This is a genomic window from Cellulomonas persica, assembly GCF_007989825.1.
GTDB classification, from domain to species: Bacteria; Actinomycetota; Actinomycetes; order Actinomycetales; family Cellulomonadaceae; genus Cellulomonas; species Cellulomonas persica.
In genome coordinates this window covers 14,180-34,731 of the sequence record NZ_BJUA01000013.1, presented here as the reverse complement: position 1 = coordinate 34,731, position 20,552 = coordinate 14,180, and the positions used below count along the sequence as shown (strand labels likewise).

17 protein-coding genes are annotated in these 20,552 nt (G+C 74.1%); 7 read left to right on the top strand and 10 right to left on the bottom strand.

Annotated features, from left to right (window positions below):
* Positions 1-33 precede the first annotated feature (33 nt).
* Positions 34-2,457 (bottom strand): putative bifunctional diguanylate cyclase/phosphodiesterase, encoded by a 2,424-nt coding sequence (locus tag CPE01_RS12810; RefSeq protein ID WP_246783933.1) that lies wholly within the window; start codon positions 2,455-2,457, stop codon positions 34-36.
* Positions 2,454-5,150: an FtsK/SpoIIIE family DNA translocase gene (locus CPE01_RS12805; protein WP_146807213.1), complete on the bottom strand. Its 2,697-nt coding sequence runs from the start codon at positions 5,148-5,150 to the stop codon at positions 2,454-2,456. The genes CPE01_RS12810 and CPE01_RS12805 overlap by 4 nt, the downstream gene beginning before the upstream one ends.
* A 150-nt stretch (positions 5,151-5,300) precedes the next feature.
* Between CPE01_RS12805 and CPE01_RS12800 the strand changes: the two genes are divergently transcribed.
* Positions 5,301-6,212 (top strand): DMT family transporter, encoded by a 912-nt coding sequence (locus tag CPE01_RS12800; RefSeq protein WP_146807212.1) that lies wholly within the window; start codon positions 5,301-5,303, stop codon positions 6,210-6,212.
* Between the two features lie 3 nt (positions 6,213-6,215).
* On the opposite strand, the gene CPE01_RS12795 is transcribed toward CPE01_RS12800, so the two are convergent.
* A complete protein-coding gene (locus CPE01_RS12795; protein WP_146807211.1) occupies positions 6,216-7,043 on the bottom strand; it encodes an MBL fold metallo-hydrolase in 828 nt (275 codons plus the stop codon).
* Between the two features lie 70 nt (positions 7,044-7,113).
* On the opposite strand from CPE01_RS12795, the gene CPE01_RS12790 reads away from it, so the two are divergent.
* Positions 7,114-8,136 (top strand): GlxA family transcriptional regulator, encoded by a 1,023-nt coding sequence (locus tag CPE01_RS12790; protein ID WP_146807210.1) that lies wholly within the window; start codon positions 7,114-7,116, stop codon positions 8,134-8,136.
* Here CPE01_RS12790 and CPE01_RS12785 read toward each other — a convergent pair.
* The 4 genes from CPE01_RS12785 to CPE01_RS12770 form a co-directional block, all read right to left on the bottom strand.
* Positions 8,111-9,796: a ribonuclease J gene (locus tag CPE01_RS12785; RefSeq protein WP_146807209.1), complete on the bottom strand. Its 1,686-nt coding sequence runs from the start codon at positions 9,794-9,796 to the stop codon at positions 8,111-8,113. The two genes, CPE01_RS12790 and CPE01_RS12785, sit on opposite strands and share 26 nt — an antisense overlap.
* Positions 9,797-9,913: 117 nt before the next feature.
* Positions 9,914-10,831 carry a 4-hydroxy-tetrahydrodipicolinate synthase gene (dapA, locus tag CPE01_RS12780; RefSeq protein ID WP_146807208.1) on the bottom strand — a complete coding sequence of 306 codons (918 nt, stop codon included), beginning with the start codon at positions 10,829-10,831 and terminating at the stop codon, positions 9,914-9,916.
* A gap of 87 nt (positions 10,832-10,918) precedes the next feature.
* Positions 10,919-11,446, bottom strand: coding sequence for a dihydrofolate reductase (locus CPE01_RS12775; protein WP_146807207.1), 528 nt, complete (start codon positions 11,444-11,446; stop codon positions 10,919-10,921).
* A 9-nt stretch (positions 11,447-11,455) separates the two neighbouring features.
* Complete coding sequence (locus CPE01_RS12770; RefSeq protein WP_443092632.1) at positions 11,456-12,331, bottom strand: thymidylate synthase; 876 nt, start codon at positions 12,329-12,331, stop codon at positions 11,456-11,458.
* Positions 12,332-12,405: 74 nt separating this feature from the next.
* Between CPE01_RS12770 and CPE01_RS12765 the strand changes: the two genes are divergently transcribed.
* The 4 genes from CPE01_RS12765 (at position 12,406) to CPE01_RS12750 (ending at position 14,881) form a co-directional block, all read left to right on the top strand.
* The gene (locus CPE01_RS12765; RefSeq protein WP_146807206.1) at positions 12,406-13,188 is read left to right on the top strand and encodes an AzlC family ABC transporter permease; all 783 of its coding nucleotides are present in this window, start codon (positions 12,406-12,408) and stop codon (positions 13,186-13,188) included.
* A complete protein-coding gene (locus CPE01_RS12760) occupies positions 13,185-13,505 on the top strand; it encodes an AzlD domain-containing protein (protein ID WP_146807205.1) in 321 nt (106 codons plus the stop codon). The genes CPE01_RS12765 and CPE01_RS12760 overlap by 4 nt, the downstream gene beginning before the upstream one ends.
* A gap of 110 nt (positions 13,506-13,615) precedes the next feature.
* Positions 13,616-14,314, top strand: coding sequence for a TIGR00645 family protein (locus tag CPE01_RS12755; RefSeq protein ID WP_146807204.1), 699 nt, complete (start codon positions 13,616-13,618; stop codon positions 14,312-14,314).
* 12 nt (positions 14,315-14,326) lie between these two features.
* Positions 14,327-14,881, top strand: coding sequence for a GNAT family N-acetyltransferase (locus tag CPE01_RS12750; RefSeq protein ID WP_146807203.1), 555 nt, complete (start codon positions 14,327-14,329; stop codon positions 14,879-14,881).
* 50 nt (positions 14,882-14,931) lie between these two features.
* On the opposite strand, the gene CPE01_RS12745 is transcribed toward CPE01_RS12750, so the two are convergent.
* The 3 genes from CPE01_RS12745 to CPE01_RS12735 form a co-directional block, all read right to left on the bottom strand.
* Entirely contained in the window at positions 14,932-15,396 is a 465-nt protein-coding gene (locus CPE01_RS12745) for a hypothetical protein (RefSeq protein WP_146807202.1), read from the bottom strand.
* 3 nt (positions 15,397-15,399) lie between these two features.
* A complete protein-coding gene (dapB, locus tag CPE01_RS12740) occupies positions 15,400-16,155 on the bottom strand; it encodes a 4-hydroxy-tetrahydrodipicolinate reductase (RefSeq protein ID WP_146807201.1) in 756 nt (251 codons plus the stop codon).
* An 84-nt stretch (positions 16,156-16,239) separates the two neighbouring features.
* Positions 16,240-17,130, bottom strand: coding sequence for a hypothetical protein (locus tag CPE01_RS12735; RefSeq protein WP_146807200.1), 891 nt, complete (start codon positions 17,128-17,130; stop codon positions 16,240-16,242).
* Positions 17,131-17,349: 219 nt separating this feature from the next.
* Between CPE01_RS12735 and CPE01_RS12730 the strand changes: the two genes are divergently transcribed.
* Complete coding sequence (locus tag CPE01_RS12730) at positions 17,350-20,511, top strand: S8 family serine peptidase (RefSeq protein WP_146807199.1); 3,162 nt, start codon at positions 17,350-17,352, stop codon at positions 20,509-20,511.
* Positions 20,512-20,552: the final 41 nt, after the last annotated feature.

Below are 20,552 nucleotides of genomic sequence, written 5' to 3'. Positions count from 1 at the left end.
TCGCACCCCCGCACCGCCCGCACGGCGGTGAGGTCAGTGCGGCAGTCGCGGCAGCGGGCCTGCCGGGCCGCTCGTCGGTGGGCGACCACCGGGCGGCGTGGGAGCGGGGCCCGACGACATCCCCGGCAGCGTCGGACCGGTCGGCGGGACGAGGTCGGCCGGCACGGGTGCCGATCGGGTCGCGTCGCGCACGAGCGGGGGCGCGACCGGGCTCGGCGGCGCGAACTGCTCGGCCGGCGCGGGCTGCGCTCCCCCGTACAACCACCCCTGCCCGTACCGCCAGCCGTTGCGGTGCAGGTACTCGGCCTGCTCGGCGTGCTCGATGCCCTCGGCGATCGTCACCATCGCGAGCTCGCGCGCGAGCGCGCCGAGAGCCCGCACCACCTTGCCCGCCGTGGGGTCGTCGGGGATGCCGGACGTGAAGGACATGTCGAGCTTGACGCCCGCGACCGGCAGGTCGCGCAGGTAGGACAGCGGCGAGACCCCCGTGCCGAAGTCGTCGAGCAGGATCGGGACGCCCGCCGCGGACAGCTGCGTCAGCTCGTGCCGGATCCGCGTCCCGGACGCGACCAGCGAGGACTCGGTGAGCTCGACGACGATCCGGCCCGCCATGAGCCTGTGTCGCGAGATCTCCGCGAGCAGCGTCGTCGCGAACTCCCCGTCGCCGAGCTGGTCGGCCGAGACGTTGACCGAGACCCACGTGGTGCGGTCGGGCGACGACGCGACGAACTCGGCGACCTTGGTCGCGACGAACTGCCCCAGCGGCACGGCGAGGCCCGCCTCCTGGGCGAGCGGGAGGAACGCGGCGGGCAGCAGGAGCCCGCGGTACGGGTGCTGCCAGCGCACGAGCGCCTCGTAGCCGACGACCCGGCCGTCGGCCAGGTCGACGATCGGCTGGTAGTGCACGACGAGCTCGTCGGCGTCGAGCGCGTCCGTGAGCTCGCGCAGCAGGTCCGCGCTCGACGAGCGCGTCATCGAGTGGTCGTACACCTCCGTGCGTCCGCGACCTGCCGCCTTGGCCTTGTAGAGCGCCGAGTCGGCTGCGGCGAGCAGGCCCGGCGCGCCGCCCTGCACGGTGTCCGGGTCGGCCAGCGCGATCCCGATGCTCGCGGCGACGGGCAGTCGTCGCCGGGCCACGCGTACCGGCTCGGCGAGCCCCGCGTGGATCGCGCCCGCGACCTCGAACACCGCGCGCGGCCCGTCGATGTCCTGCACCACGACGACGAACTCGTCGCCGCCCAGGCGCGCGACCGTGCCGCGTCGTGCGGTCGCGGCCCGCAGCACGCCCGCGACGTGCACGAGCACCTCGTCGCCCGCCGCGTGCCCGTACCGGTCGTTGATCTCCTTGAAGCCGTCGAGGTCGCACGCGAGCACCGCGACCCGGTCGACGACCCCGGGCTGCTCGAGGACGGACTGCAGCACCTCCTGCAGGAGCGTGCGGTTCGCCAGGCCGGTCAGCGGGTCGTGCATCGCACGGTGCGTGAGCATCTCGGCCTGCAGCCGGGACTCGGTCGAGTCACGCACCTGCACGACGAAGTGGTCGGGCTCGCCGGTGGGGCTGCGCACCAGGGCCGCGTCGAGCACGACCCACACCTGGTGGTCGTCGGCCCGCTGGTAGCGCTTCTCGATCGAGAACCGGTGCTGGCCTCCGCCGAGCAGCCGGTCCACCTCGAGCCGCTCGCTCGCGCGCGAGTCCGGCGTGCCGAGCGCCTCCATCGGGTAGCCGCGCAGCGCCTCGACCGTGGTGCCGAGCAGCTCGGCGAGCGCCGAGTTGGCCTCGACGATGTGCCAGTCGAGGTCGACGAGCGCCATGCCGATCGGCGCGTTCTCCATCGCGACGCGGAACTGGGTCTCCGACCGGGACAGCGCCGCCTCGACCTGCCGGGAGCCCGTGACGTCGACGAGCGTCGTCAGGACCGCGGGCGCGTCGCCGTCGGCCGCGGCCACGAGCTGGCTCGCGACCTGCACCATGCGGGCCTGCGTCCCGCTCGGCCCCGGCACCGCGACCCCGACGAGCTGCGAGTCGACCGTGTAGCCGGCGCGACCCGTGCGGTACCCGAGGACCGCCGCGGGGTTCATCGACAGGCCCTGCTCGTTGACGAGCACGACGGGCAGGTCGGTCAGGTGGCGGCCCACCGCGGCGTCGCTGTCGACGCCCAGGATCGCGGCCGCGCGCTCGGAGATGTCCAGGACCGTGCCGGACAGCGACACGACGAGCACGCCCTCCTTGGTGACGGCCTGCAGCGCGTCGTAGCGGTGCCGCAGCTCGCGTGACAGGTCGAGCAGACCGTTGGCGCGGTGCACCTCGCGGCGCTGCCGCGCGAGGAGCACGAGCACCCACACGAGTGCGACGACGGCGATCGCCGCGATCACGAGCAGGCCCACGCCCACGCTGTCCTGCGTCCCGGCGACCAACGACGCGAGCGACGCGTCGTCCGGCGCGAGCCCGGCGTTCACCGACCGCCGCCGGGCCAGTCCTGGCCCTCGTCCTCGAGGTCGTCGTGGTAGTCGGTCGCGACGGGGATCGGCTCGTCGCCGGGCAGCGCCTCGGGCGCACCCCGGAGCATGGCCAGCGTGGCCGGCAGGTCGTCGGGCTGCACGAGGACCTCACGGGCCTTCGAGCCCTCGGAAGGGCCGACGATCTCGCGCGACTCGAGCAGGTCCATGAGGCGACCCGCCTTGGCGAAGCCGACCCGCAGCTTGCGCTGCAGCATCGACGTCGAGCCGAACTGCGTCGTCACGACCAGCTCGGCGGCCTGGAGCAGCAGGTCGAGGTCGTCACCGATGTCCTCGTCGACCTGCTTCTTGGGCGCCGCGGCGGTGATGTCCTGCCGGTAGGTCGGCTTGAGCTGCGTCTTGACGTGCGAGACGACCGCGTGGATCTCGGACTCCGCGACCCACGCGCCCTGGGTGCGCATGGGCTTGGCCGCGCCCATCGGGAGGAACAGCGCGTCACCCTGGCCGATGAGCTTCTCGGCACCAGGCTGGTCGAGCACGACGCGCGAGTCGGTCAGCGAGGACGTCGCGAACGCCAGCCGCGACGGCACGTTGGCCTTGATGAGACCCGTCACGACGTCGACCGACGGGCGCTGCGTGGCGAGCACGAGGTGGATGCCGGCAGCCCGCGCGAGCTGCGTGATGCGCTGGATCGAGGCCTCGACGTCGCGCGGCGCGACCATCATGAGGTCCGCCAGCTCGTCGACGATGACCAGCAGGTACGGGTACGTCGCGATCTTGCGCTCGGAACCCGGCAGCGGCTTGACCTTCCCCGCGCGCACCGCGGCGTTGAAGTCGTCGATGTGCTTGAACCCGAACATCGCGAGGTCGTCGTACCGCGCCTCCATCTCCCGCACCACCCACTCGAGGGCCTCGGCGGCCTTCTTCGGGTTGGTGATGATCGGGGTGATGAGGTGCGGGATGCCCTCGTAGATCGTGAGCTCGACGCGCTTCGGGTCGACGAGCACCATGCGCACCTCGTCGGGCGTCGCGCGCATGAGGATCGAGACGATCATGGAGTTCACGAAGCTCGACTTGCCGGCGCCGGTGGCGCCCGCGACGAGCAGGTGCGGCATCTTCGCGAGGTTCGCGGTCACGTACCCGCCCTCGACGTCCTTGCCGACGCCGATGACCATCGGGTGGTCGGACCGCTTGGCCGCGGCCGAGCGCAGCACGTCGCCCAGGGCGACCGTCTCGCGGTCCGTGTTGGGGATCTCGATGCCGATCGCCGACTTGCCGGGGATGGGCGACAGGATCCGCACGTCCGCCGAGGCCACCGCGTACGCGATGTTCTTCGACAGCGCGGTCACACGCTCGACCTTGACCGCCGGGCCGAGCTCGACCTCGTAGCGCGTCACGGTCGGGCCGCGCGTGAACCCCGTGACCTTGGCGTCGATCTCGAACTGCTCGAGGACGCTCGTGAGCGACTCGACGACGCGGTCGTTGGCGGCCGAGCGCACCTTGTGCGGCGCGCCCTTCACGAGCGAGTCCTCCGACGGCAGCGTGTACAGGACCTCGCCGTCGAGCATCGGCTGCTCACCGCGCGGCACACCCGTCGTCACGGGCGGCGTCAGAGCGGGCTTGGTCGGCGCGGCCGTGGTCGACGTCGCCTCGGCGACGACCGTGGTCGGCTCGGTGGCCGGTGCCGGGTCGCGCGCCGGGTCGAGGTGCGCTGTGGCGTCGTCGTGGTCACCGTCGACCTCGCTGCCGGGCACGACGACCGCGGCGCGCACGAATGCCTCGTCGGCCTCGTAGGCCTCGAGCGCGGCCTCGTCCAGGGCGGCGGCCCGTTCCGCACGACGACGACGCAGCCGGCCGAGGCGCTTGGGCCGCGGCTCGGGCTCGTCGACCGCGGTGTGGCCCGCGTTGATGATCAGGGGCTCGTCGTCCTCGGCGCCCTCGGCCTCGTCGTGCTGCCCGGTGAGGCGGCGGTACAGCGCGCGCAGGCGCGGCACGATCTGGTGCACGGGCGTCGCGGTCACGACGAGCACGCCGAAGAACGCCAGGAGGAAGAGCAGGACGGCCGCGACCGGGACCGTCAGGAGGGTCGCCAGGGGCGTGCCGACGATGAGCCCGAGCATGCCGCCCGCGCCGCGCACGGCGTCCATGTCGTCGGTGCCGGGGGTCCCCGCGAAGACGTGGACGAGCCCGCACACCGCCAGCAGGATCGCACCGAGGCCGATGCCGATGCGCCCGTTCGCCTGACCGCGGTCCGGGTGCCGCATGAGCCGCACGGACGTCGCCAGCAGCAGGACCGGGACGACGACGCCCACGACGCCGAACGTGCCCGCGACGATGTTGTGCACCACGCCGCCCGCGGTCCCGGACAGCGACCACCACTCCCGCGCGGCGACGACCACCGCGATCCCGAGCAGGGTGAACGCCAGGCCGTCCCGGCGGTGCGACGGGTCGAGGTCGCGCGCGTCGCGGCCGACGCGACGCGCCGCGCCGCCGACCAGGTGCGCGCTGCCCATCCACACGCCCTTGACGATGCGCACCGGGAGCGCGGGTCGACGGGGCGGGGGCGGCGCGGAGCGGCCCGCCGGACGCGCGCTCGGCTGCCGCGTGCGTGCGGGCTTCCCGGAGGACGACGTGCCGGCGGACCGTGCTGCGGGCGCGCCGGAGCGCGACCGGGGAGTCGTACGGGTCGCCATGGTCCTCAACCTAGCGTCGCGACCCGCTGGAACGGCGCTGTCCGGGTCCGTGTCGCCCGTGCGCCGCCTGTGCGCGGGAATCCTCGTGACCGTGTCGGTGGGTGCCCCTAGCGTGACGCCCGTGCACACAGACACGCGTGGACTGCTCCCGTGACGCGCCGCGGCTGGGCGCTGCTGCTGGCGATGGGCGTGATCTGGGGCGTGCCCTACCTGCTCATCAAGGTCGCGGTCGAGGAGGTGACCCCGGCCACGGTCGTGCTCGCGCGTACCGCGATCGGCGCGCTCCTGCTCCTGCCGTTCGCGCTGCGCGGCGGGGGCCTGCGCCCGCTGCGCGGGCACTGGCGCGCGGTCGTCGCGTTCGCGGTGCTCGAGCTGGTCATCCCGTGGATCCTGCTGTCGAACGCCGAGCGCACGCTCTCGAGCTCGACGACGGGCCTGCTCGTGGCGACCGTCCCGATCGCGGCGGTCGTGATCGGCCGGTTCGTCGACCACCAGGCCGTCGCGCTCGTGCGGTGGGTCGGGCTGGTCGTCGCGCTCGGCGGCGTCGCGCTCCTGCTCGGACCGGGGGCCGCCGCCGGAGGCGACCCGTGGGCCGTCGTGCAGGTGCTCGTCGCGGCCCTGGGGTACGCGATCGCGCCGATCGTCGCCGAGCGCCACCTGCGCGGCGTCCCCGCGATCCCGCTGACCACGGTCTGCCTGACGCTCGCCGCGCTCGTGTACCTGCCGGTCGTGCTGCTCGAGGCGCCGCACGCACGGCCCGGGACGGACGCCGTCGTCGCGCTCGTCGTCCTGGGCGTCGTGTGCACCGCGCTGGCCTTCGTGCTGTTCTTCCGGCTCATCGAGGAGGTGGGCGGTGCACGCTCGACGCTCGTCGCCTACCTCAACCCGGTGGTCGCGGTCGCGCTCGGTGCGGTGATCCTCGACGAGCCGCTCACGCTGGCCGTGGTCGCCGCCGCGGCGCTCATCCTCGCGGGCTCCGCCGCGGCCTCGCGGCGGTCGGCCACCGCTCGCCCAGGGGCCACGCTCGCCGAGGCCGCGACGGAGCTCGAGCTGCGCTCGTAGCGGTCACACGGCGGTGGGCCGCCCGCGCTCGAGCACGACGAGCCGGTCGGACCGGGCGCCGCGCTCGAGCCGTTCGACGAGGGTCGAGAGCGGCTCGACGAAGTGCGACCAGTCGGTGTGGTGCACGGGCACGACGCGCGCGGGCGCGAGCAGCTCGACGACGGCGGCCGCGCGCAGCGCGTCGAGCGTGACCGGCTCGGCACCGAAGCGCCCGACGTTCGCCCCGCCCACGAAGAGCACCGCGAGCCCGATCTGCGGGAACCGGCGCGCGACCTGGTCGACCACGTCGATCGAGGCGTTGTCGCCCGAGACGTACACGGTCGGCCAGGCGTGCGCCTCGAGCACGAAGCCGGTGACGGCGCCACTCAGGGGCTCGGCGCCCTGCGGGCCGTGCCGTGCCGGCACCGCCGTGACCCGCACGTCGCCGTCGAGCACCACCTGCTCCCAGGGCGCGAGGCCGCGCACGCCGGGCACGCGAGCGGCGGCGTCGGGCGTGGACAGGACCACCGGGACGTCGGCGAGCAGCGCGCGGCCCGCCATGTCGAGGTTGTCGGCGTGCTGGTCGTGCGACAGCAGCACGACGTCGAGCGCGCCCAGCTCGTCGACCGCCACCGCGGGTCCCACGAGCTTGTGCAGCGTGACGGGGCCGGGGTACTCGGCCGGGGCCGGGTCGAACGTCGGGTCGGTCAGGAACGTGAGTCCCGCGTACGAGAGTCGGACGGTCGGGCCGCCCACCCACGTCGCGACGACGTCGGGCGTCGGGTCGAGGCCTGGGGTCGGGCCGCCCTCGGCGAGGGACGAGACGACATCGGGGCTGGTGAGCTCGGTCATGTCCCCATGCTGGGCTGGTCGTCGACGACCGACCAGTGGCCCGTGAGCCGCACATCGCTAGGATCGGGCCATGTCCGTCTCCTCGTCGCCGACCGCCGTCGAGGACGGCGCTGCCCCGGATGCCTTCGTGCACCGTGTCGCCGTGGTCGCGTTCGCGGGGATCAGCCCGTTCCACCTCGCCGTCCCGAGTGCAGTGTTCGCCTCGGGCCGGGGCGTCGCACCACACACCGGGTACGAGGTCGTCGTGTGCGCCGAGCAGGCCGGGCGGTTGCCGACCGCCGCGGGCTACGACGTCGTCGTCGAGCACGGCCTGGACGTCCTCGCCCAGGCGGACACCGTGGTCCTGCCGAGCTGGGACACGCGCCGCGAGCCGCCGCACGCCCTCGTCGCGGCCGTGCGTGGCGCGCACGAGCGCGGGGCGCGGATCGTCGGGCTGTGCCTGGGCGCGTACGTGGTCGCGGCCAGCGGCGTCGCCGACGGGCGCACGCTCGCGACACACTGGCACGCGGCAGGGGACCTCGCCCGCCGCTACCCCGCGGTCACGGTCCGCTCCGACATCCTGTGGTCGGACCTCGGGGACGTCGTGACGTCAGCGGGCGTCGCCGCTGCGCTCGACACGTGCCTGCACGTCGTGCGCACCGACCGCGGCGTCACGGTCGCCGACGACGTCGCGCGCGCCCTCGTGCTCGCACCGCACCGCGACGGCGCGCAGGCGCAGTTCATCCCCGCGCCGGTGTCCCGGCGCCCGGGCGCCGACCCGGTCGACCGCGCGGTCGACTGGGCGCTCGACCACCTCGACGAGCCGCTCGACCTCGACACGTGGGCGGCCCAGGTCCACCTCGCGCGACGCACGTTCACGCGCCGGTTCCGCGAGCGCATCGGGCTCAGCCCCGGTCAGTGGCTCGTGCAGCAGCGCCTCGCGCGGGCGCGCACGCTGCTCGAGACCACCGACCTGGGCATCGACGAGGTCGCGCGGCGCGCGGGTCTCGGGTCGGCGGCGACGCTGCGCGCGCACTTCGCCGAGCACCTGCGCACGACGCCGCGTCGCCACCGCGAGATGTTCTCCGTCAGGCCTCGACCACCACGGGGATGATCATCGGCCGGCGGCGCAGCCGGCTCGAGACCCACCGGCCGACGACGCGCCGGATGACCTGCTGGAGCTGGTGGGTGTCGGTCGCACCTTGCGCGACGGCCTCCTCGAGCGCGCGCGTGACCTCGGGGAGGATGTCCTCGAAGACCTCGTCCTGCTCGGCGAAGCCGCGCGCGTGGATCTGCGGTCCCGCGAGCACCTTGCCGTCGGCCGAGGAGACGACCGCGAAGATCGACACGAAGCCCTCGTCACCGAGGATCCGGCGGTCCTTGAGCTCGGCCTCGGTGATGCCACCGACGCTCGAGCCGTCGACGTAGACGTAGCCGCACGGCACCGCGCCGACGACCGACGCGCGCCCGTCGACGAGGTCGACGACCACGCCGTCCTCGGCGAGCACCACGCGGTCGGCCGGGACACCGGTCTGCACCGCGAGCGCGGCGTTGGCCACGAGGTGACGGACCTCGCCGTGCACGGGCATCACGTTGCGCGGGCGCAGGATGTTGTAGCAGTACAGGAGCTCACCGGCCGACGCGTGGCCCGAGACGTGCACCTTCGCGTTGCCCGAGTGCACGACGCGCGCACCGAGCCGCGTGAGCCCGTTGATCACGCGGTACACGGCGTTCTCGTTCCCGGGGATGAGCGACGACGCGAGGATCACGGTGTCACCCGCGCCGACGGAGACCTTGTGGTCGTTGTTCGCCATGCGGGACAGCGCGGCCATCGGCTCGCCCTGCGAGCCGGTGCACATGAGCACGACCTCGTCGTCGGGCAGGTCGCCGACCGCCTTGAGGTCGACGAGCACGCCGTCGGGCACCTTCAGGTACCCGAGGTCGGCGGCGATCGCCATGTTGCGGACCATCGAGCGCCCGACGAGCGCGACGCGGCGGCCGTGCGCCGCGGCGGCGTCGAGCACCTGCTGGACGCGGTGCACGTGCGAGGCGAACGACGCGACGATGATGCGCTTCGCCGAGTCCGCGAAGACCGAGTCGAGCACGGGACCGATGCCGCGCTCGGGCGCGACGAAGCCGGGGACCTCGGCGTTGGTCGAGTCGACCATGAACAGGTCGACGCCCTTCTCGCCGAGGCGCGCGAACGCACGCAGGTCCGTGATGCGCCCGTCGAGCGGGAGCTGGTCCATCTTGAAGTCGCCCGTGTGGAGCACGGTGCCCGCGGGCGTCGTCACGGCGACCGCGAGCGCGTCCGGGATCGAGTGGTTGACGGCGACGAACTCGCACTCGAACTGGCCGAACCGCTCGACCTGACCCTCGCGCACGGGCCGCGTGACCGGCGTGATCCGGTGCTCCTTGAGCTTCGCCTCGACGAACGCGAGCGTGAGCTGGGACCCGACCAGCGGGATGTCCTCGCGCAGCCGCAGCAGGTACGGCACGGCTCCGATGTGGTCCTCGTGGCCGTGCGTGAGCACGATCGCCTCGATGTCGCCGAGGCGGTCCCGGATGTAGTCGAAGTCCGGCAGGATCAGGTCGACGCCGGGCTGGTGGTCCTCGGGGAACAGGACACCGCAGTCGACGACGAGCAGACGGCCGGCGAACTCGAGCACGGCCATGTTGCGGCCGACCTCGCCGAGACCGCCCAGGGCGACGACGCGCAGTGCGCCCTCGGCCAGCGGCGGCGGGGTGTCGAGCTCGGGGTGGGGGTGGCTCAAGGGCTCTCCCTGCAACGGGCGGGCCGGGCTTGTGCGGCGCGGACCCGCGACGGTCCCGGACCGGGTCCGGGTGATGACGTATCGGTGGTGCGTGCGGCCCCGGGGGTCGCGTGGGCGTCAGGTGAGCGCGGCGTCGAGCAGGCCCGCAGCGCGCAGCGCGGTGCGGATGCCGTCGACCTCCTCGTCGGACGCGGGGACGTACGGCAGGCGGACGGTGCGCCGCGGGATGAGCCCGAGCACCTCGAGCGCCGCCTTGACGTGGACGGCCTGGAAGCCGGCGCCGTTGACGGCGTCGGTCACGGGCAGGGTCGCGGCGTACGCCCGCTGCATCGCGGTGACGTCACCGCGGTCCCACGCCTCGAGCACGTCGACGAACATGCGGGTCGCGGCCTGCGTCACGACGCCGACGATGCCCACGGCGCCGACGGCGAGGAACTGCGCGAGCAGGCCGTCGTCGCCCGAGTACCAGGCCAGGTCCGTGCGGGCGATCGCGCGTGCGGCGTTCACGGTGTCGCCGGTGGCGTCCTTGAAGGCGACCACGCGCTCGTCGGCGGCGAGGGTGTCGATCGTGGAGTCGGCGAGGCGAACGCCGCTGCGCCCCGGGACGTCGTAGAGCATCGCGGGCAGGTCGGCCGCGTCGAGCACCGCGCGCACGTGGGCGATGACGCCGGGCTGCGAGGGGCGCGAGTAGTACGGGCTGACGACGAGCAGCCCGTGCGCGCCCGCCTCGGCGGCCTGCTCGGCCATCCGGACCGCGTGCAGCGTGTCGTTCGACCCGGCACCGGCGACGACGTACGCCCGGTCGCCCACCGCCTCGACCACCGCGGCGATGAGCTCGGCCTTCTCGGGCGCGTGCGTCGTGGGCGCCTCGCCGGTCGTGCCGTTGAGGACCAGCCCCGAGTGCCCGGCGTCGACGAGCCGGCGGGCGAGCTGCACCGCGGCGTCCAGGTCGACGTCGCCGTCGGCGGTGAACGGGGTGACCATCGCGGAGAGCAAGGCCCCGAACGGTCGCGTGCTCGACGTCACCTGCGGCATGGCGCCCACCGTACCGCTCCGCGGGCGCACGGACCGCGCTGATTCCAGCCCACGGGCACGCGCCGGGCTCGCGACCCGGCCCGCGCGTCAGCGGCGCACGTAGGACTCGAACCGGTAGCGCACGCCCGACGACGAGGTGTGCCACCCCTCGTCGGGGTCCACCGACGCGCGACGCCACTCGTCGTGCGGCAGGTGCGGTGCGTACGTGTCGCCCTCGACCTCGACGTCCACGGTCGTGAGCTCCACGCGGTCGGCGCGGGCCAGCGCGAGCGCGTACACCGCGCCTCCCCCGACCACCCACACCTGCTCGCCCCCGGCCGAGGCGGCGGCCACCGCGAGCGCACCGTCGAGGTCCGCGCACACCGTCGCGCCGTCGAGCGCGAGGTCCGCCGCGCGGGACAGCACGACGTTCGTGCGGCCGGGCAGCGGGCGCCAGCGCGGTGGCAGCGAGTCCCACGTCGCGCGGCCCATGACGACGGGATGCCCGCCCGTGAGCTCCTTGAAGCGCGCGAGGTCCTCGGGCACGCGCCACGGCAGCCCGCCGTCGACGCCGATCACGCCCGCCGGGCTCTGCGCCCAGACGAGCGCGACGTGCGGCTCTCGTGTCGTGGTCATCTCCCCGGGTCAGACGGCGATCGGGGCCTTGATCGTCGGGTGGTGCTGGTACCCGACGACCTCGACGTCCTCGTACGTGTAGTCGAGGATCGACGCCGCCCGGCGCAGGCGCAGCTGCGGCGCCGGGTACGGCTCGCGCGTGAGCTGCTCACGCACCTGCTCGACGTGGTTGTCGTAGATGTGGCAGTCGCCCCCCGTCCACACGAAGTCGCCGACCTCGAGCCCCGCCTGCTGCGCGACCATGTGGGTGAGCAGCGCGTACGAGGCGATGTTGAACGGCACGCCGAGGAACAGGTCCGCCGAGCGCTGGTAGAGCTGGCACGAGAGCCGACCGTCGGCGACGTAGAACTGGAACAACGCGTGGCACGGCAGGAGCGCCATCTGCGGCAGCTCGGCGACGTTCCAGGCCGAGACGATGTGCCGGCGCGAGTCCGGGTCGGCGCGCAGGTTCTCGACGAGCTGCGTGATCTGGTCCACGTGACCGCCGTCGGGCGTCGGCCAGGACCGCCACTGCACGCCGTACACAGGCCCGAGCTCGCCGTCCTCGTCGGCCCACTCGTCCCAGATCCTCACGCCGTGCTGCTGCAGCCAGCGCACGTTCGAGTCGCCGCGCAGGAACCACAGCAGCTCGTACACGACCGACTTGAGGTGCACGCGCTTCGTCGTCACGAGCGGGAAGCCCGCCGACAGGTCGAACCGCATCTGGTGCCCGAACACCGACCGGGTCCCCGTGCCCGTGCGGTCCGACTTCGGCGTCCCGGTCTCCAGAACGAGACGCAGCAGGTCCTCGTACGGGGTCGGGACGACGGCGCCACCGGTGGCTCCGGGAGCCTGCCCGAGGGACGACGAGGAGGACGACAGGGCGGTCGCGTCGGCGGACGGCAGCGTCATGCGCGCCATCGTACGGTCGGGCTCCGACGAAGTCCGACCGGGTCCCGCGATGTGCGACAGTGACCCGCGTGAGCAGCCCGGACCCCCAGCGCGACGAGGTGCGCGCAGCCGTCCGTCAGGCTCTCTCGGTCGCCGTGGCCACGGGGCTGTACGGCGTCTCGTTCGGCGCGCTCTCGGTGGCGGCCGGGTTGTCGCTCGGGCAGACGATGGCGTTGTCGCTGCTCATGTTCTCCGGCGGGTCGCAGTTCGCGTTCATCGGCGTCGTGGGCTCGGCGGGCACGCCGGCCGCCGCGGTGGCGACCGCGGGCCTGCTCGGTGTGCGCAACGGCCTCTACGGACCGCAGGTCGCCCCGCTCCTGGGCGCGCACGGCGGACGGCGTCTGCTCGCGGCGCAGCTCACGATCGACGAGTCCACCGCGGTCGGGACCGCGCACCCGCCCGGCCCGGCGGCTCGTGCGGGCTTCTGGTGGACGGGCGCCGGCGTGTTCGCGCTCTGGAACCTCTTCACGCTCGGCGGTGCGCTCCTGGGCGACGCGCTGGGTGACCCGCGCCGGTACGGCCTCGACGCGGCCGCCGCCGCGGCGTTCCTCGCGCTCGTCTGGCCGCGGCTGACGGGTGCGCAGGGACGGCTCGCGCGGCTCGTGGCGGCCGCGGCCGTGGTCGCGGCGCTCGCGACCACGCCGTTCCTGCCCGCGGGCGTGCCCGTGCTGCTCGCGGCGGCGGTCGCGATCCTCGTCGGCATGCTGACGCCCGTCCAGCCGCCGGGCTCGGGCATCCAGCCCGACCCCCGCGCCGCGCGGGACCCCGCCACCCGCCAGGACGACGAGCCCGAGGAAGGAGCCCGCCCGTGAGCCCCACCGCCACCTGGGTCGCCGTGGTCGTCGCGTCCGCCGTCGTGTTCGCGATCAAGCTCGTGGGGCACCTCGTGCCCGAGCACTGGCTCGCCGAGCCCCGCGTCGCGCGCACCGCCTCGCTCGTCACCGTCGCGCTGCTGTCCGCGCTCGTCGCCGTGCAGGCGGTCGCCCAGGGCGGCGACCTCGTCGTCGACGCCCGGCTGCCCGCGCTCGCCGTCGCGGCGGTCGCGCTCGCCCTGCGCGCCCCGTTCGTCGTCGTGGTGGTCCTCGCTGCGCTGACGGCCGCGCTGCTGCGCGCTCTCGGCATGGCCTGAGACGAGGCGCAGGTCACGCGCGTGCGCCGGGCACCAGGGGCGTAGGTCACGCGTTGTACCCTCGCCCGACGACGAGGCCGCCCGCGCGGCACCCGCTACCCGGAGGACCGATGGCCGAGGCCACCTTGACCACCAGCCCCACCAGCTCGCACCCGGCCGGTCCGAGCACGAGCCCGGCACCCGCGCCGCCCGAGCGCGCGCCCATCGGCGCGTTCATCTTCATGTCGCGCTGGCTGCAGGTGCCGCTCTACCTGGGGCTGATCGTGGCCCAGGCGTTCTACGTCTGGCAGTTCATGAAGGAGCTGTGGCACCTCGGCGTGGGCCTGTTCACCGGGCACGTGCACGCGACCGCGGAGCAGCTCGCGGAGGACCCGACCGCCGACCAGTTCACGAGCGGCGACATGATCATCGCCGTCCTCGGCCTCGTCGACGTCGTGATGATCGCCAACCTGCTGATCATGGTCATCATCGGCGGCTACGAGACGTTCGTCTCCCGGATCCGGCTCGACGACCACCCCGACCAGCCCGAGTGGCTCTCGCACGTCAACGCGAACGTGCTGAAGACCAAGCTCGCGATGTCGATCATCGGCATCTCCTCGATCCACCTGCTGGCGAGCTTCATCGAGGCGGAGTCCACGATCGAGACGTACGGCGCCGAGCCGCTGCTGTGGCAGACGCTCATCCACATCGCGTTCATCCTCTCGGCGATGGCGCTCGCGTGGATCGACCGGGTCTCGACCAAGCACCCGCCGAGGCCGAGGGTCGCGCCGGTCACGGCGGACGCGGCAGCCGACGCGCCCGGCGCCTGAGACGATCGGGGCATGAGCCTGTTCCGCGAGACCTCCGACGTCTCGGTCCGGCCCGCGGTGCCGGGCGACGAGCGCGCGATCGCCACGATCCAGGTCGACGCGTGGCGCCGCGCGCACGGTGAGCTGCTGGGTGGCGCGCTCGACGTGCTCGACCTCGACGCGATGCGCAGCCAGTGGGCGACCGCGGTGAGCACTCCCCCGGCCGGTCACCGCGTGCTCGTCGCGTGCGAGGGTGCGACGGTCGTGGGCTTCGCGTCGATCGCCCCGGTCCGGGCGACCGACCCGGCCGGCGCCCCCGGCGGCCTGCTGCTCGCGCTCGAGGTCGACCCCGCGCACCAGCAGGCCGGTCACGGCTCGCGGCTGCTCGCGGCGTGCGTGGACCTGCTCCGCGAGGACGGGGCCGACCAGCTCCAGACCTGGGTGCTCGACGGCGACGCCGCGCGCGCGCAGTTCCTCTCGGGCGCCGGTCTCGGTCCCGACGACACGGTGCGCGAGCTCGCGTCCGGCACGCTGCCCGACGGCACGACCCGCACGGTGCGCGAGCACCGGTGGTGGGCGGCGATCTGACGGTCCGCGCGTCGGCCGGTCCGCCCGGCCGAGGTCGGCTCGGCCGCCGCTCAGGCGCGGTAGAGCGTGCGCGCGTGCCGCAAGGACTCGCGGGCCCGGCGCCGGTCCCCCGCCGCGTCGTAGGCGAACGCGAGGTGGTACCACGAGCGCCAGTCGTCAGGCTCGGCCTCGCAGCGCGCGCGCACGTCGTCGAACGCGGCGCGCGCGGCGGCGCGGTCGATCCGCCCGCCCGGTGAGCGCGGCAGGTCGTCCACGGGCAGCTCGTCGGCCTCCGCGAGCGTGTCCGCCATGCGCTGCACGTCGATCGCGAGCGCCCACTCGCGTGCCAGGAACCAGATCGCGACGACCGGCAGGATCCACAGGGCCGCGCCGAGCGCGATCGCGATGGGCTCGCCCGTGCGGATGAGGCCGGTCGCGCGCGTCGCGACCAGCAGCAGGTAGAGGACGAGGAGCGCGGTGAGGGCGAGCGCGGCCCCGACCGCGACCGCCGTCGAGCGGGGTCGTCGCTGCGCCATCGCTCAGCCCAGGTCGAGCAGGTGCTCGAGGCCCACGGTGAGCCCGGGCCGGGAGGGCATCTGGCGCACCGCGAGCAGGACGCCGGGCATGAAGCTCACGCGGTCGAACGAGTCGTGGCGGATCGTGAGCTGCTCGCCCGGGTTGCCGAGGAGCACCTCCTCGTGCGCCGTGAGACCACGCAGGCGCACGGCGTGCACGCGCACGTCGTCGACGAGCGCGCCGCGCGCACCGTCGAGCGACTGCTCGGTCGCGTCCGGGCTCGGCGCGACGCCCGCGGCACGACGCGCGTGGGCCACCGCGTGCGCGGTGTGCATCGCCGTGCCCGACGGCGCGTCGACCTTGTCCGGGTGGTGCAGCTCGACGATCTCGACGGACTCGAACCACCGCGCGGCGCGCGCCGCGAACGCCATCGTCAGCACCGCGCCGAGCGCGAAGTTGGGCGCGATGAGCACCCCGACGCCGGGCCGGTCGGCGAGGTGGTCGCGCACGCGTGCGCGCGAGGCGTCGTCCCAGCCGGTCGTGCCGACCACCGCGTGGACGCCCGCGTCGACGAGCGCGTGCACGTTGCCCTCGGTCACGGACGGCACCGTGAAGTCGACGGCGACCTGCGCCCCCGCCGCCGTGACCTTCGCGAGGTCGTCGGTCGCGTCGAGCGCGGCGACGAGCTCCAGGTCCGGCGCGGCCTCGACCGCGCGCACCGTCGTCGAGCCCATGCGTCCCGCCGCGCCCAGCACGGCCACCCTGATCCGTTCGCTCACGACTGGTAACCCTAGCCGCGCGCGATGCTCCGCTCGTGCGGCGTCAGCCTCGTGCGTGTCCCGACGCGCGCGACGCGAGCCTGGTCACGCGATCCCGACGAGCTCGGCCACGCGTTCCTCGACACGGCGCAGCTCGACCGGGGTCAGGCCGGTGAACCGCTCGACCTCGCGCGGCGCGACCGTCGACTGCGCGTACCAGCGCAGCGCGGCGACGACGTCCGCGGGCGCGACCGGCCCGGGCCCCACGGCCTCGCGCACGAACCCCGTGAAGCGCACCGCGGCGAGATAGGTGGCCGGCGGCACGCCCAGGTACCGCACGGACCAGCGGTGCAGGTCGCTCACCGTGACGCCGTGCGTACGGGCCAGGTCGCTCGCCGCGACGAGCCCGCGCTCGGCGTCGACCTGCGCGACGACCTCCGCGAACGTGGCCCGGTCCTGCGCGCTGCGCTCGTCGAGCTCGTCCTGGCGCCGGCCGGTGCGCTGCTCCACGCGCCGGGCGAGCGCCGAGACCACGAGCCAGGCGGCCGTCTCGTCGTCACCGGCGGCGAGCGCCGCACGAGCGGCGTCGGTCGTCTCGTTCCCCAGCACGTCCTGGACCGGCACCGCTCGGTCGACGAGGAGGTCACTGCCGGCTCGCAGCGCCGAGCCGGCGGGCGGCGCGACGTCCAGCCGTCCGACCGCCATGGGGTGGAGCTGGACGCCGAGGCGCACGGCGCCCGCCGGGAGCTCACGGACCGCGGCCCGCGTGAGCAGGCCGCGGACGTCGTCGCCCTCCGCCCGCCGCGCCCCGGTCAGCGCGTCGGTGAGCCGGCCGGGCTCCCCGAGCGCGAGCTGGACCAGGCCGCGGCCGTCCGGGAGCAGGAGCTCGCGCACGGCACCTGCGTCGCGCAGGACCCACGCGTGCTCGACCAGGCCGGGCTCCGTGGTCGGGAGCCGGCGGTAGTCACGGTCGGAGAAGGCCGACGAGGTGGTCACGGCTCCATCATCGCCTCGCGCACCGCGGGTCGGGGTGGCGAACGCCGGCCCGAGAGCAGGGTGAAAACACCCCGAACCCGACATCGTTCGCTCGCAGGACGTCCGTACCGCGCCCCGCGCCGGCTCCTGACTGTCGCACGAGACGGGGCGGCCGTGCGCGTCGGGGCCCTCCACCGCGACCGCCGGCGCCCGTCTTCGCTCAGCACGAGGGGGTGCACGATGATCGTGCCCGCAAGATGTCATCGGAGGAACGTACGACGAGCCACGGCAGCCACGGTCGCTGCGCTGGCTCTGGCCATCACCGGCGGCACTGCCGCCCTCGCGGCCCCGCCGGCCGCCACCAGCCAGGCGTCGAACCCGCTGCAGGACCCGGCCGGGGCGCAGCCGGAGTTCGAGGGCTACGTCGGCTACCACCCCGAGGGCGCCGGGGCCTCCGGCGCCGCGACGGACGTACCCAAGACCACCGACCCGGGGCCGGTCCCGACCCCGGGCTTCGTCACGCCCGACGTCGCCGGCTCGAAGACGCCCCAGACGAAGCGGCTGCCCGCGGTCGCTCCCCTGCCGAGCGCCCCCGACCCGACGCAGGTGGCCGCGGTGCGCTCCGCGATCACCCGGGCCGGCAGCGCGCGCGTGACCGTCACGGCCGCCGACGCGCTGCGGTCCGACCTCGGCACGTCGGCGACGGCGGGCCGGGTGCAGAGCGAGCTGACCGCTGACGCCCAGGCCGCGATCGGCGCGACCCTCGCCGGCACGGGCTCGGACCTCGTGAGCCTCGACCCGGTCCTCCCGGCCGGGGTCTGGACCGTTACCGAGGACGGGCTCGACGCCCTGCTCGCCGACCCGGACGTCGGGTCGGTCACGCTCGACGGCGAGGCGTACTCGACGCTGGACACGAGCACCGGGGTCATCGACTCCGACCTGCTCAACACCGCTGGGGTCCTCGGCAACGACTTCGACGGCGCGACCGGCGGCAGGTACGAGGTCGCCGTGATCGACTCCGGGGTCGACAACCAGCACAACGCGTTCACGGGACGCATCGTGTCGCAGGCCTGCTACGTCACCGACTCGTCGTGCCCTGGCGGGGTCAACGCGTCGACGGCACCGGGCTCGGCCGACGAGTGCACGCACTCGACCGACTGCGACCACGGCACGCACGTCGCGAGCATCGCGGCGGGCAGCACGTTCACCGGAGGGCACGAGGGCGTCGCGCGCGGGGCCGGGATCCACGCGCTGAAGGTCGCGCAGGACAACCCCACCAGCGCACGGTGGACGGCCCAGTTCTCGTCGATCAACAACGCGCTCGCCCGCGTCTACGCGCTCAAGACCACGACGAACCCCAAGATCGTCTCGGTCAACCTGAGCATCGGGACGAACGCCGTGTTCGCACCGGGTGACGCCGGGTGCGTGAACACCGGCCCGACCACGAACACGTGGTTCTCGCTCCTGCAGGGGCAGGGCGTCGCGGTCGTCGTGGCCGCCGGCAACAACGGCAGCACCGCCGGGATGAGCTTCCCCGGCTGCCTCACGACGGCGTTCGCGATCGGCGCGACGACGGACACCGACGTCCCGGCCGGGTTCAGCAACTCGACCTCGGGCCTGCGCTGGTGGGCTCCGGGTGTCTCGATCGACGCCGCCGTCCCGACCACGAACAACCACGGGTTCAAGGACGGCACCTCGATGGCGGCCCCGCACGTCACGGGCGCCTTCGCGCTGCTGCGCGAGTGCGTCGACGGCAACGGCGTCCCCATCACGAACGCGGCCGCGGCGGCGAACCTCGACGCGACGGGCGTGGACGTGACGCGGGCGGGTGTCACCCGCAAGCGCATCAACGTGCTCGACGCGGCGACCCGCACGGTGAACAACAACGACTTCGCGTCGCCGGAGGTGTTCGCCGGAAACGGGCCGATCAACGACTTCGACTTCACCGTCTGCTCCGACGCCGAGCCGGGCGAGCCGGGGCCGTTCAGCGTCGACAACGGCGTCTGGTGGCGGTGGACACCCGCCACGACCGGCACCGCGACGATCTCGACCGAGGACAACGGCACGTCCGTGACCACGTTCGACACGACGCTGACCGTCTACACCGGCAGCTCGCTGGCCACGCTCACGCCGCTGGCCTGGGACGACGACTCCGGCACGGGCAACCGCAGCCTGGTCACGTTCCCCGTCAACGGCGGCACCACCTACCGCATCAAGGTGGACGGGTTCGGCGCGGCCAACGGCCTGCTCAACCTGCACATCGAGAACGGGGCCCCGCCGCTCTGCGGGGGTGTCGCGGCGACCATCGTCGGGACGCCGGGCGCGGACACGATCAACGGAACAGCGGGCGCCGACGTGATCGTCGCCGGTGCGGGCAACGACGTCATCAACGGTCTGGGCGGCAACGACCGGATCTGCGGTGACGCGGGTGACGACACGATCCGCGGCGGCTCGGGCAACGACACCGTGTTCGGCGGGTCGGGCTCGGACGACATCCGGGGCGAGGCGGGCAACGACACGCTGCTCGGCAACCCCGGTGGCGGGTCGAACGACGACGCCGGCGACTACCTCAACGGGGGGGCTGGCGACGACGTGCTGGACGGTTGGTTCGGCGACGACGAGCTCAACGGCGGCGCCGGCAACGACGCGCTGTGGGGCATGGCCGGCACGGACACCGTCATCTTCGCGACCGCGACCGCGGGTGTCGTCGTCGACCTCGCCGCGGGCACCGCGACGGGTCAGGGGACCGACACGATCGTGCAGGCCGAGAACGCCATCGGTTCCGCGTACGCCGACCGGCTCGTCGGGACTGCAGGCGTGAACGTGCTGCGCGGTGGCGCCGGCAACGACCGGATCGAGGGCTGGGACGGCAACGACTCGCTCTCGGGAGGGCCGGGCGTCGACACCATCCTCGGCGGCAACGGGAACGACACGGTCCTCGGGGAGGCCGGCAGCGACAAGCTGTACGGCAACCCCGGCAACGACACGGTCCGTGGCGGTGACGGCAACGACCTGATCTCCGGAGGCACCGGCAACGACCGGCTGTACGGCGACGTCGGAGCGGACACCATCGCCGGGGGTGACGGCACCGACACCATCGACGGCGGGTCGGGGAACGACGCGGTCGACGCCGGCTCGGGTGGCGACACCGCGACCGGCGGGGCCGGCAACGACACCGTGCTCGGCGGGTCGGGCAACGACACCCTGCGCGGCGGGTCGGGGAACGACACCGTGCGCGGCGGCACCGGGAACGACGCCCTGTACGGCGACGCCGGGACGGACAAGCTGTACGGCGAGTCCGGTACCGACACGCTCAACGGCGGTACGGGGACGGACTCCTGCTTCGGCGGCACCGGCGCCGACTCGGGGGCGTCGTGCGAGAGCACGTCGTCGATCCCGTGATCACCTGACACGACCGGGCTGACGCCCGGAAGGTCCCGCGC